The 13,074-nt window shown below is 62.0% G+C and carries 11 protein-coding genes; 6 read left to right on the top strand and 5 right to left on the bottom strand.

The annotated features are described in order from the left end of the window. Positions 1–4 precede the first annotated feature (4 nt). Both C9I57_RS25185 and C9I57_RS25180 read right to left on the bottom strand, forming a co-directional pair. Entirely contained in the window at positions 5–1,834 is a 1,830-nt protein-coding gene (locus C9I57_RS25185) for a RecQ family ATP-dependent DNA helicase (RefSeq protein ID WP_107153299.1), read from the bottom strand. Between the two features lie 177 nt (positions 1,835–2,011). Next, positions 2,012–2,602: a ParB/Srx family N-terminal domain-containing protein gene (locus C9I57_RS25180; protein ID WP_258187811.1), complete on the bottom strand. Its 591-nt coding sequence runs from the start codon at positions 2,600–2,602 to the stop codon at positions 2,012–2,014. A gap of 270 nt (positions 2,603–2,872) precedes the next feature. Between C9I57_RS25180 and C9I57_RS25175 the strand changes: the two genes are divergently transcribed. The 4 genes from C9I57_RS25175 (at position 2,873) to C9I57_RS25160 (ending at position 6,008) form a co-directional block, all read left to right on the top strand. Next, entirely contained in the window at positions 2,873–3,742 is an 870-nt protein-coding gene (locus tag C9I57_RS25175) for a YihY/virulence factor BrkB family protein (RefSeq protein ID WP_258187814.1), read from the top strand. 167 nt (positions 3,743–3,909) lie between these two features. Then, positions 3,910–4,866 (top strand): alpha/beta hydrolase family protein, encoded by a 957-nt coding sequence (locus C9I57_RS25170; protein WP_107153321.1) that lies wholly within the window; start codon positions 3,910–3,912, stop codon positions 4,864–4,866. A gap of 393 nt (positions 4,867–5,259) precedes the next feature. After that, entirely contained in the window at positions 5,260–5,730 is a 471-nt protein-coding gene (locus C9I57_RS25165) for an excisionase family DNA-binding protein (RefSeq protein ID WP_107153296.1), read from the top strand. Then, positions 5,730–6,008 (top strand): hypothetical protein, encoded by a 279-nt coding sequence (locus C9I57_RS25160; RefSeq protein WP_258187810.1) that lies wholly within the window; start codon positions 5,730–5,732, stop codon positions 6,006–6,008. The genes C9I57_RS25165 and C9I57_RS25160 overlap by 1 nt, the downstream gene beginning before the upstream one ends. A 174-nt stretch (positions 6,009–6,182) precedes the next feature. Here the strand turns inward: C9I57_RS25160 and ilvD are convergent, their stop codons facing one another. Then, complete coding sequence (gene ilvD, locus C9I57_RS25155; RefSeq protein ID WP_107153295.1) at positions 6,183–8,045, bottom strand: dihydroxy-acid dehydratase; 1,863 nt, start codon at positions 8,043–8,045, stop codon at positions 6,183–6,185. Positions 8,046–8,382: 337 nt separating this feature from the next. Beyond that, positions 8,383–8,757: a DUF4148 domain-containing protein gene (locus C9I57_RS25150; protein ID WP_107153294.1), complete on the bottom strand. Its 375-nt coding sequence runs from the start codon at positions 8,755–8,757 to the stop codon at positions 8,383–8,385. Between the two features lie 412 nt (positions 8,758–9,169). Here C9I57_RS25150 and C9I57_RS25145 point away from each other — a divergent pair, with 412 nt between their 5' ends. Beyond that, complete coding sequence (locus tag C9I57_RS25145; protein ID WP_107153293.1) at positions 9,170–10,285, top strand: Fic family protein; 1,116 nt, start codon at positions 9,170–9,172, stop codon at positions 10,283–10,285. Between the two features lie 20 nt (positions 10,286–10,305). On the opposite strand, the gene C9I57_RS25140 is transcribed toward C9I57_RS25145, so the two are convergent. Beyond that, a complete protein-coding gene (locus C9I57_RS25140; RefSeq protein WP_018441423.1) occupies positions 10,306–10,896 on the bottom strand; it encodes a BPSL1445 family SYLF domain-containing lipoprotein in 591 nt (196 codons plus the stop codon). A gap of 450 nt (positions 10,897–11,346) precedes the next feature. Here C9I57_RS25140 and poxB point away from each other — a divergent pair, with 450 nt between their 5' ends. Then, entirely contained in the window at positions 11,347–13,071 is a 1,725-nt protein-coding gene (gene poxB, locus C9I57_RS25135; RefSeq protein WP_107153292.1) for a ubiquinone-dependent pyruvate dehydrogenase, read from the top strand. Positions 13,072–13,074: the final 3 nt, after the last annotated feature.

Below are 13,074 nucleotides of genomic sequence, written 5' to 3'. Positions count from 1 at the left end.
ACGGTTACACGACGGCGCTTCCTTGCGCGGCGCCAGCATCGCCGTCTTGCGACGCGGGTGGCGGCGCACGCTGCACGCGATCGCCAACGAAGGTGCGCACGCTCCCATCGGGGAATCGTATCGCCACTTGCTCGTCGGTCGACATGACCACTTCGCCGATGCCAAAGCGAGCGACCCGGACGCTTTCCCCGCGTGTCCATCCATGCCGCTCCTCGGTCATGCGCTCCATGCGCCGGTGCGCGATCGCCACGGCTGAACGGGGCTCCGGCAGCGGCTCCACATGCGGCGGATGCATGCAATTGTCGCAGGTGCCGCAACGTTCAATTGTGGCGTCTTCCTCGTAGTAGTCCAACATCAGCCGCCACCGGCAACGCCCGCTCTGCGCATAGTCGATCATCTGCTGCAACGCCTTGTGGTCGCGTTCGCGCATGCGTTGAAACTGTTCCGCGGCAAGGGGCACCGCATCTCGCAGTTCAGCCGTCGCTGCCGCTTTGCGCAGCCGGTAACGATGCTGCCGATCCCGCTGAACGATCCGCGCGTCAACCAACATGGCGAGCGCAACATCCACTTTGCCTGCCGCCAGGTCCGGCAGCATGCTCGCGAGCGCTTTCGCGGACACCGGCGTCCGGCCGGATGCGTCGGACCGCGACTGCCGTTCGTCGTGCGCCTCTGCTATTCCGCCCGCAATCGCATCGAATACCTGCAGCACCTGCCCTGTGTCCGGATATCGCCCAGCCAGAAAGAACTGCTGAATACGGCGATCGTTGAGATCGAACAGAAGTACGCAATCCGCCGGCTCACCGTCGCGCCCGGCTCGTCCGGTCTCTTGGTAGTACGCATCGAGGTTGCCCGGCACTTGATAGTGAATGACGAATCGCACATCGGGTTTATCGATGCCCATGCCGAAGGCATTCGTCGCGACGATGAGACGTGAGTGCCCGTTCATGAACCGGTCTTGCTCCTCGCGGCGCTCGTTCGCCGGCAAGCGGCCATGATAGTGCGCCACGCTTTCTCCGGCCGCGGCAAGCCACGCACGTACGCGTTGCACGTCGCGCAACGTCGCGACATAGACGATCCCCGCGCCCTTCAGTTCGCCGATCAAATCGAGCAGCTGTTGCTGCTTCAGCGCGAGCGCTCGGGCCGCTTCGCGACGGCCATGCCCAGCACCCGTGTGCACGACGCGATACCGTAGGTTCGGTCTGTACGTGCCGGTGCGTACGATTGTCGGTTCACGGAGCCGCAGCGAGTGCACGATATCCGCGATGACCTCGCGCGTGGCGGTTGCGGTAAGCGCAAGAACGGGCGGTGCGCCGATGGCCTCGACCGCATGAGCGATGCCGAGGAATGCCGGACGAAAATCGTGGCCCCACTTCGAGACACAGTGAGCCTCATCCACCACCACTAGCTCCACGGGACGCCGGGTGCAGCCCGCGAGAATATCGACGAAAGCGGGCTGCGCGAGCCGCTCGGGCGTCACGAACACGATGCGTTTGCGGCCTTCTCGTAACGCATCGAGAACGGCCTTTTCATCCTTGCGTTTCAGCGTGCTGTTGACGAGCAGAGGCTCGAGGCCAATGGCCCGCAGCTTGTCCGCTTGATCCTTCATCAGCGAGATCAGCGGCGACACGACGAGCGTCATGCCTTCGAGATGCAACGCCGGCAACTGGTAGCACAGCGATTTGCCGGCGCCCGACGGCATCGTCGCGAGCGTGTCGCAACGCGCGAGCACACTACGGATGATCTCCTCCTGGCCTTCGCGCAGGCGTGCGATGCCGAATCGCTCGCGCATCGCCCTGCGCAGCTCGCGCAGCCGCTTATCCGCGGTCATATTCATCCCCGGTAGTAATGGCGACGACGCTTGCGCAAGGGCCATGCCGTGAGAGAGACGGCGAGACGGCGCACGGCGCCCACCGCCCATGCAATGCGCGCCGGGGCCAGCGTCCTGGTACCGTCCGTGGACTCCTATTCAGATGGCCATCCGGGACGACCGTCCAGTGGCAACCTCGGCGCGTTACTTGGGTCCGATGTACCCGGGCAGGTCGGCGGCGTTCTCTTCGCGCGCGACGCGCATCGCCTCGAGCAGCGCGAGGCTGAACGCGCCGGGAGTGTCCGAATCGATCTTGACACGATCGCGCATGTAGTTCGCCCACACGAACGATATGTAGGCCCGCTTCGGCTTGCGGTATGCGCCGGCGCGGCGCGCCAAGGCCGCGAGGCTGTGGTAGGGATCGTCCTGCATGCCGTCGAGCGAGTTCGGCAGTGCCTCGAGTTCGCATCTCTGCCCGCGCTCATCGAACAGGTGCAGCCATCCATGTTTGCGCATCAATGCCCAGAAGTCGTTGCTGTCTATGTCGCGATAGTCTTTTTGCACGCGTACGGGCGCCTCGACAATGCCGAGCCGATGCCACGCAAACGCCCAATGGTGGTGATCGACGATGTAAGTGCCTTCGGGGCCGCGGACGACGCGAATGGCGTGATCGCGCAAGAACGGCTCGAGCGCAGTTCCCCCATGCCTTTGTGTGATGATCGATTTGACTTCGACGTAGGCGAAGCCGACCGTCATCTGCGTCGGGCGTAGCGAGGACAGGAGCATGGTCTCCATTCGATTCCGCCATTGTGGGTGAGATATCCGAGCGCGCAGCAACGCACATGCCGGTAATCGCCTCCTTCCCATAGACGCAGCGCGGCGCCGCTTGTCGGTGGGTCAGCACGGCGCCGCTTGTCGGCGGGGCAGCAGGGGCGCCACTTGTCGGTTAGGCAGCGCGGCATAGCGATTGCTCGTATGGCATTACCCGATGCGCACGGCGTATTCGGACGGAGATCCGCGATGTCGGGAGTTGGCCTGCAACGGTTCGGGACGCGCGCGCTGAACATGAAACCTGTTCGCCTCGCGATAAGCGCGGCCAAGGGCTTTTCGTCGGACCGATGCACGATGATGGGCGCGGGCATCGCCTTTTACTCCGCGTTTTCGCTGGCGCCGACGCTGCTCCTGGTGCTCGCCGTTGCCGGCTGGTTCTTCGGCGAGGCAGCGGCGCGCGGTCAGTTGTTCTCGGAGATCAAGAACGTCGTCGGCAGTGACGCGGCGCGTGCCATGCAGGACATCGTCACGCACGCGCATCACTCGGCCGGCGGAGGCTTCGCGACGCTGGCATCGATCGTCTTGCTGATCGTTGGCGCATCCGCCACTTTCACTTCGCTCAATACCGCACTCGATGCGGTGTTCGACACCGAGTCGCCGCCCGGCATCAAAGGGTTCGCGCTGTTGCTGCGCGCGCGGCTGATGTCGTTCGCGCTGGTGCTCGGCCTGGGATTCCTGCTCGTTGTATCACTGGTGCTCGATACGGCAATTCAGATCGCCGCGCGCGCCATCTTCGGCGACAGTCCGGTCGTCATCATTGCCGCGATTCTCCAGTCCGCCGTCACACTCGCGATTCTCACGGTAGCGCTCGCCGCGCTGATCAAATGGCTGCCCGATACCCGGATACGCTACGGTCACGCAGCAATCGGCGCGTTCATCGCCGCCGTACTTTTCACGGTCGGCCGGCATCTGTTCGCGCTTTACCTCTCGCATGCGGGCACAGCGACCACTTTCGGCGCTGCGGGATCACTCGCCGTTCTGATGATGTGGCTGTACTTCTCTTCAGTCGTCTTCCTGCTCGGCGCAGAAGTGACGGCCGCGGTTCGCGCCGACCGCACCCACGCGTCCGACCGGGCGAGAGCGGGTGCAACGTCGAACAGGTAGACGAATCGCGGCCGATTAGCACGGCGTCCAATTCGTTGATGCGGTTGGGCGCTTACCAGTCTGGCGCTCTTATAGTCATGGCTTCGCGCTATCATCCCGCTGCCACGGGCATTTCCGGCTCGCGCGCTCGATCACTGACGGCCCGCTTCGTTAAGAAAAACAACATCATGAGAAAACTCATATCCATTGCGCTGTTCTGCTTATCGACGACGATCTCACAGGCTGCGGGAATAAAGCTCGTGAACATTCCGCCCGACGCCAACGGCCCAGCATTGAGGGCGATAGTGTGGACGCCATGCGCGGCTGCGGCACGGGAAATACCGATCGGTCCGTACGTCCTGTCAGGAAGACCCGACTGTCCGACCGTCGGCGCAAGGTTGCCGTTGATCGTGATTTCACACGGTCACACCGGATCGTTCCTTAATCACCACGATATTGCCGAGAGGCTTGCCGACGCCGGCTTTGTCGTGGCGGCGATCAATCATCCAGGCGATTCGTTCTCCGATACCAGCCGTCAGGCCGACATATCCGTATTCGTCGAGCGTCCGACCGACATTACGCGTCTCATCGATTACATGTTGGACAGGTCGCCGGACGCTGCGAAGATCGATCCCGAAACGATAGGCTTCTTCGGCTTTTCGCGTGGCGGGTACACCGGGCTGGTACTGGCTGGCGGTAACCCGGACTTCCTGGACGCCAACGTTCCATGCCCGGACCCTAAGCTCCCTATTTGCCAACAAATCGAGCGCAAAGAGATTCCAGCGGGACCCTTGGCGCATGATGCGCGGATCAAAGCGTATGTGCTGGCGGACCCGCTCGACGAGTTTCCGACATCGGCTAGCCTGAAAGACGTGAAAGCGCCGATCCAGCTCTGGGCTTCCCAGTTCGGTGGAGACGGCGTGCTGCCCGAAACCATGCCGGCGCTTGCCCACGCGCTCCCCCAAAGCCCTGAATTCCACGTTGTCCCCGGCGCGGCGCATTTCGCTTTCCTCGCACCTTGCCCTACGGAATTGACGAAGGATGCGCCCGCGCTATGCGTCGACGCGAAGGGATTCGATCGCGTTGCCTTTCACGAGCAATTCGATGAGAAGGTGCTCGGCTTCTTTAAAGCCAAACTACATTGAACTCCGATGACACTGAGGGAAAAAGGCTTTGACGTAAGCGCCCAGAGTAGACGGTTGACGCTGATCGGCGCTTTCGTCGATCAGCGGCGGCGATGACCGGCACCGGAGGCATACTCGCGGCCCCGATCGCGTGACTGCGATGGAGCCGTGCTACATCACTTCCGCTTCAGTTGCGAAATATCGCGCACCGCGCCGCGGTCGGCCGAAATGGCCGCGCTCCGGAACGCTCAGCGCGCTCGCAGGCAGATGACGGGGTTCGCGCCGCTGCCTAGCGGAATACGCGGCGGTTGCATATAATGCAGTCGTTGCATTTAATGCAGATATCCGCCTACTCTCCTTGCCCAACAAGGAGCAAGGCATACCTCGCATCTCCGCAACAAAAAGGGGACGTATATGCCTACTGTAGATCGACTTCACGAAGTGACTCCGCCACCGCTTACAGATGCGGAACTCGAAATGGCGCGTGTTGCACAGCGTTGCATCATGGAAGCGCTCGACCATTCGCGGGCGGCGGCCATCACTCTCACTACCGACAAGGGTGAACATCCATCCGTCCAGGTGCCACCCGCCGCATTGAAGCTCATTGGGCAACTGCTCGGAGCCATGAGCGAAGGCCGGCCCATTACCCTCATCCCGACCAAACGAGAATTCACGACCGTCGAGGCTGCGCATTTTCTGAACGTATCGCGACCGTTTGTGATCAAGGAAATTGAAGCAGGGAGGCTTCCACATCGGATGGTGGGTACGCACAGACGGATTGGCTTCGACGACTTGGTGGCCTATGCCAAGAAGATGCGCGAGAAGCAAATATCTGCACTGGAGCGCATGGCGGATAACGCGCGTGAATTGGGATTGGACTACTGATGGCAGGTAACGCACGTTACACAGCGCTGTTGGACGCCTGCGTTCTCTATCCGATCGCCATGGCGGATGCATTGATGAGTTTGGCCACCGCGGGACTTTTTGCCGCGAAATGGTCCGTGAGAATCGAGCAGGAGTGGATTGCCGCGCTCGAGGAGTTTCGACCCGACCTGAAAAATAAGCTGGTGTTCCGCCGGGACTGCATGCGCGAGGCTGTGCCGGATTGGGAGGTGCCAGAAATTGCGCTGGCGCCACTGATTGCAACGTACGAGCTACGCTAGCTGCGTATCGCAAAAAGACAGAGCAGCGTCGATGCGATGGCGACTATGGAGTCGTTGCACAGGGTAGGCGGTTGGCGCTGATCGGCGCACTTGCGATCAGCGCGGCGATGACCGGCACCGGCGCTCGCCATACTCGCGGCCCCGATCGCGTGACTGCGATGGAGCCGTGCTACATCACTTGCGCTTCAGTTGCGAGATATCGCGCACCGCGCCGCGGTCGGCCGAAGTGGCCAGCGCCGCGTAGGCCTGCAGCGCTTGCGACACCACGCGTTCGCGATCCGTCGGCATCCACGCTTTGTCGCCGCGCGCTTCCATCGCTTGCCGGCGGCTCGCCAGTTCGTCGTCCCGCACTGCCAAGTGGATCTTGCGCTTAGGGATGTCGATTTCGATGACATCGCCATCTTCCACGAGACCGATCGTGCCACCCTCGGCCGCTTCGGGCGATGCATGCCCAATCACGAGCCCTGACGAGCCGCCGGAGAAACGACCGTCGGTAAAGAGCGCGCAGCTCTTGCCGAGGCCCTTCGACTTCAAATACGACGTGGGATACAGCATTTCCTGCATACCGGGGCCGCCTTTCGGTCCTTCGTAACGGATCACGACAACGTCGCCGGGTACGACCTTGTCGCCCAGAATGGCTTCGACAGCCTCGTCCTGGCTTTCGAAGACGCGGGCGCGCCCCGAGAAGACCCATTGCGATTCGTCGACACCCGCTGTCTTGACGATGCAGCCCTTCTCGGCGAGGTTGCCGTAGAGCACCGCGAGGCCGCCGTCTTGCGAATATGCGTGCGCCTTGCTGCGAATGCAGCCGGTTTTGCGATCGGTATCGAGCGACGCGAACGTCGCTTCCTGGCTGAACGCGACGGTCGTCGGGATTCCGCCGGGAGCCGCGCGGAAGAATCTCTGCGCCTGCTCGCCCGCGCCGCCGGCGATGTCCCACTTGGCAATCGCTTCGCCAAGCGTGCCGCTGTGCACGTTACCGCAAGACAGATCGATGAGATCGGCCCTTGCCAGCTCGCCGAGGATGCCCAGAATGCCGCCGGCACGATGCACGTCTTCAATATGGTACTTATCGGTCGCGGGTGCCGCCTTGCAAAGGCATGGCACTTTGCGCGATATGCGGTCGATGTCGGACATCGTGAAATCGACACCGGCTTCCTGTGCGGCTGCCAGCAGATGCAGCACGGTATTGGTCGAGCCGCCCATTGCCACGTCCAGCGCCATGGCATTTTCGAATGCCTGCTTGGTGGCGATGCTTCGTGGCAGCACGGAGGTGTCTTCTTCTTGATAGTAGCGACGGCAGAGGTCGACGACGAGGCGGCCAGCCCGTTCGAAGAGGCCCTTGCGCCATGCGTGCGTGGCGACGAGCGTGCCGTTGCCGGGCAACGCAAGGCCGATCGCCTCGGTCAGGCAATTCATCGAGTTCGCCGTGAACATGCCCGAACAGGAGCCGCATGTCGGGCAAGCGCTGCGCTCCACTTCAGCCACTTCGGCATCGCTGACTTTCGGATCGGCGGCCTTGATCATCGCGTCGATAAGGTCGATCTTCGCGATGACCTGGCCACTCGTCGGCGATGTGACCTTGCCCGCTTCCATCGGACCGCCCGATACGAACACCACCGGAATGTTGAGGCGCATTGCGGCCATCAGCATGCCCGGTGTGATCTTGTCGCAATTGGAAATGCAGACCATCGCGTCAGCGCAATGCGCGTTCACCATGTACTCGACCGAATCGGCGATCAGCTCGCGCGAAGGCAGCGAATAAAGCATGCCGCCGTGACCCATGGCGATGCCGTCGTCCACTGCGATGGTGTTGAATTCCTTGGCGACTCCGCCTGCCGCTTCGATTTCCTTGGCAACCAGCGCCCCGAGATCGCGCAAATGCACATGACCCGGCACGAACTGGGTGAACGAGTTCACCACGGCGATGATGGGCTTGCCGAAATCGCCGTCTTTCATTCCGGTGGCGCGCCACAGGGCGCGGGCGCCGGCCATGTTGCGGCCATGCGTCGAAGTGCGTGATCGATAGTCGGGCATCTGTATTCCTTGGGTATTGCTTGATCGAAACGGAGTCGCTCCCGGGTGAGCCGGTGGGCGTTGCGGGGTTGGCGGCACGTCGACAGCCTGCGCGTCGGCTCGCGGCGGGCATGGCGTGCGCTTTGAGGTGTGAATAGTGCGAGAGCACCCGTCAGACGTCAAATATATTTTTCAGACGGGATTAGGTCGCGCGACATATCAATCGGCACCGCTCGCCGCGGATCGGAAACCGCTGGTTCGGGTGCACGGCGGCTATAGCCGATACAGGGCGCCGCGATATGTGAGGCGCAATCCTGTGCCAGAGCGGCTGCACAGGATCCGCACGCACCCGTCAGCATTACTTGCCGAAGTACGGATCGCAAAACGTCGCGGGGCCGATACACGCGGTGTCTACCGCGATGCGCACTGGCGCACCCGACGAGGCGGGGCTGCTTTGCGTGGTACCGCCGACATCTTGAGTTGCCGGTTGTGGCGCGTCTTGCCGTGCCGACTGGTTCGGGCGTTGAGCGGCGATTTTCGCTTCCGCAGCTTCGATGTCGGCCGGGTAGTTGGCGTCGTCGGCAAGTCCCGGGTTGTAGCCAGCCCGCTCGACCTGAATGAGGTCGGCACGGACCTGTGCGCGTGTGACCGGGCCATTCGATTGGGCGAAGCTCAGAGTCGGGGCGGCAACGGCAGCGACGGCGACGATGAGACCAGCAAGAATCTTCGACATGATTAGGACTCCTTATTAAATATCAAGATTGACGGGCAAAAATGCCCAAGCTCGATGACGCTTGAAACCACTACACTTTTCTAACTGTGCTGCTCCGTGAACTCACTCGCGAATCGTGTGGAAGGCCACTTCTCGATACCTGCTAAAGCTCGCTCACTTGTGATCATCGTAGTCGGTAGCTGCTGTCTGGACACTGACGCGATGATTTCAAATTTGTCATGTTGACGTCGGTGATCCGTGAGCCGGCTCATTGCTTGAAAGCGGCGCACTAGCTACCTAAGAACGGCGTGCAGAAGGACGTCGGACCGACGCATGCCTGCCCGTATCGTGACAACACCTTAAAACCCTGCTGTCGATCTTTTCGAAGGTTTCGCGTCTTGCCGCCGCGGCGAATACGACCGATAATCTCCGCATGAAAAGCGGAGATTATGCCTACGTCTGGGAATCGCCCGAGTGGCCGAGGTGGCGGTACGACCTCGCTGCCCTAGCCGGCTCGCTTACCGACGTGGGCCGTGCGCAAGGCCTGCTGTTGGGCCGACTGGCTGACATCGGCATGTCGTTGCGCGACCAGGCGAGCTTGGTCGCGCTGACGGATGACGTCGTCAAGACGAGCGAAATCGAAGGTGAGCAACTGAACGTCGAATCGGTGCGCTCTTCGATTGCCAGGCACTTGGGCGTGGACATCGGCGCATTGGCACCCGTTGACCGTCACGTCGATGGTGTCGTCGAAATGATCCTCGATGCCACGCTGCGTTGCGAGCTTGCCGTCACGCGTGAGCGTCTCTTCGGCTGGCACGCCGCGCTCTTCCCGACCGGCTATTCGGGCATGTCGCGTATCAGCGTCGGCGCTTGGCGCGATGATTCCAGAGGGCGGGTATCGGGGCCGATCGGCCGGCAGCGCGTGCATTTCGAAGCGCCACCGGCGCATCGTCTCGAAGCGGAAACGAGACACTTTCTGGAATGGATTAACGGTGAAACAGATGAGCACCCGCTCGTCAAAGCGGGTCTGGGCCATCTGTGGTTTGTCACTCTGCATCCGTTCGACGACGGCAACGGCCGAATCGCACGAGCCATCGGCGATCTCTTGCTAGCGCGAGCAGACGACAGTCCACAGCGCTTTTACAGCGTATCGGCGCAGATTCAAAAGGGAAGAAAGGCCTATTACGACATCCTCGAGCGCACGCAGAAAGGCGCGCTCGATGTCACGGAATGGTTGAGCTGGTTTCTCGCGACGGTGCACCGCGCCGTAGACGAGGCGCACCACGTGCTCGATTCAGTATTGGCCAAGGCGCGCTTCTGGCAACGCTTCGCTGGCACGCCGATGAACGAGCGGCAAATCAAATTGCTGAATCGCCTGCTCGATGGGTTCGATGGCAAGTTGACGAGCAGCAAGTTGGCCTCGATCGCGAAATGCTCTCCGGATACCGCGCTGCGCGACATCAGCGGGCTCGTTTCACATGGGGCGTTGCGAAGGTCAGCTGCGGGCGGCCGCAGCACGAGCTACGAATTACCCGACCTGAAGGTTTGAGCGACCGGACGATCGCCGATTCAGATCAGCAGGCGCGAAATCTTCGTCCCTTCGAGCGACACGCCCGCCATGAGTCCCGCGTTCGTCAGCACGAAGGCCTCGACGGGATTCATCGCCGTCGACGTATCGATGTTGCCGTTCGCTCCGACCTTCACGACCGCGACGGTCGCGTCGACGCCGGCCGCCCAGCCCTGGCTTCGTACGAACTTGTCGAGCGCTTCCTGCGTCATGAACAGCATGATGATGGCTTTGGATTGCGCGCCGATCTGCAGCCCGAACGATGCCGCCGCGATGCTGTAGTAGCCCCGCGTCTCTTCTCCGACGCGCAGCGCGCCCTGGCCGTACTGGCCGCCAAACCAGAAGCCGGCCGAGATGACCGATGGGAACACGAGGACCCCACGCGCCTGCTGGACGAGTTCGCGCGAGCCATGAACCGTGTTGTAAAGACGCGCGAGCGTTTCGTTGACATCCGCGTCGATCGATTGCCGTTTCCCGGCGTTTGCCTCGGCGGAGGAGCCCGACGAGATCGGTGTCGTCGTGCAACCGGTCAGGGACAGTCCTGCCGACGCAAGTGCGGCGCTGGTCATCGTAATGAATCGACGGCGTTGCATGGATTCTCCCTGTGATCGATGGATGGCAAGGCATTTTGCCCCAGGTGCCGCGCGCAATGCGAAGGTTCGCGGGTGTTTGCGTTTGGTGGCACGCAGAAGCACGTCGTGAAAGTCGACGAAGCCGGCGTTATTCGGCCTCCTTTGTGAGGCCTTGTTCGTTTACCGCCGCAATTGACCGCCGCCGATCGACATTAGTTGCGGTAAGCAATGTAACCGCTGGTAAAAGCGTGAAAAAGCTTCGGCATCGAGACACTGATGAGCGCGCTGACACGCTTCTGTCACGGGCGCTTCTTAGGCGCCAGGTAGGGGGCGCGCCAACGCCCGCGCCGCGCTGCGTCGAGCGTGCGCACTTTACCGACGGCTCCGACGACAACCTCCTATCATTGGTTTGAGTTTGCGCTGACCGACCTATTCCTGGCAGTCAAACCCGACACTACCAAGGAGCATCCGATGGCCAACATCACCGTAGCGGAGCAACTGGCGAAAACGCTCGAGCAAGCTGGCGTCAAACGTATTTGGGGCGTGACGGGCGATAGCCTCAATGGTCTCTCTGATGCGTTGCGTCGCATGAAGACGATCGAGTGGATGCACGTGCGACACGAAGAAGTTGCCGCGTTCGCGGCCGGTGCCGACGCGGCCGTCACGGGCCAGCTCGCTGTTTGCGCGGGCAGTTGCGGTCCGGGCAATCTTCACCTGATTAATGGGCTCTTTGACGCGCATCGCAATCATGTGCCGCTGCTAGCGATCGCGGCACACATCCCGTCGTCGGAGATCGGCCTCAACTATTTTCAGGAAACGCATCCGCAAGAGCTGTTCAAGGAATGCAGCCACTTCGTCGAGCTCGTGACGAATGCCGCGCAGATGCCGCACGTTCTGCATCGCGCGATGCGCACGGCGATCGCCAAGCGAGGCGTCGCCGTCATCGTGCTCCCCGGTGACGTCGCCCTGCAGGAGGCCGCATCGGTGGGCACGCGCTGGACACCGCCGCTTCCCGCCAGTGTCGTGCCCGACGACGCCGAGTTGATTCGCCTTGCGAGCTTGCTCGATGCCCACGAGGCGATCACGCTGCTTTGCGGCAGCGGCTGCGCAGGCGCGCACGATCAGGTCGTCGCGCTGGCGGACAAGCTCGGCGCGCCGATCGTGCATGCGCTGCGCGGCAAGGAGCACGTGGAATGGAACAACCCGTTCGATGTGGGGATGACGGGGCTCATCGGGTTCAGTTCCGGCTACCAGGCGATGCTCAACTGCGACGTGCTCGTCATGCTCGGTACCGACTTCCCTTATCGACATTTCTATCCGGGCAATGCCAAGATCGTCCAGATCGATATCAATCCCGACGCGCTGGGGCGCCGTGCGCAACTCGAGCTCGGTATCGTGGGAGGCGTCGCTGAGACGATCGACGCATTGCTGCCGAGACTGCAGCGCAGGGCCGATCGGCGCTTTATCGGTGCGGCGCTCAAGCACTACGCCGATGCGCGTCAGGGGCTCGACGATCTGGCTCACCCATCGCCCGCGGGCCGGCCGATCCATCCGCAGTACCTGACACGCCTCGTGAGCGAGTTGGCGGATGAAGACACGATTTTTACCGCCGATGTCGGAACCCCCACTGTCTGGGCGGCGCGCTATCTGGAAATGAATGGCAAGCGCCGGCTGCTGGGCTCGTTCAACCACGGATCGATGGCCAACGCGATGCCGCAAGCGCTCGGCGCGCAAGCCGCATTTCCGGGGCGGCAGGTCATTTCGCTTTCCGGCGATGGCGGCTTCTCGATGCTCATGGGCGATTTCATCTCGCTCGTTCAGCTCGGCTTGCCCGTGAAGGTGATCGTCTATGACAACTCGACGCTCGGGTTCGTCGCAATGGAGATGAAGGCGAGCGGCTACCTCGATACCGGTACGGATCTGACGAATCCCGACTTTGCGGCGATGGCTAACGCGATGGGGGTACTTGGTCTGCGCGTCGAGCAATCCGAGGAACTCGAGGGCGCCCTGCGGCGCGCGTTTTCGCACGACGGGCCGGTGTTGGTCGACGTGGTGACGGCCAAGCAGGAGCTGGCGGTTCCGCCCGCGATCAAGTTCGAGCAGGCGAGAGGGTTCAGCCTTTACATGCTGAAGGCCATCATCAATGGTCGCGGCGACGAAGTCATGGAGCTCGCCAGGACGAATCTGCGAATTTGAGCG

It is taken from the genome of Trinickia symbiotica, assembly GCF_003028655.1.
GTDB lineage: Bacteria > Pseudomonadota > Gammaproteobacteria > Burkholderiales > Burkholderiaceae > Trinickia > Trinickia symbiotica_A.
Note: the sequence above shows the minus strand (reverse complement) of the source record. Positions and strands in the feature narration are given on the sequence as shown.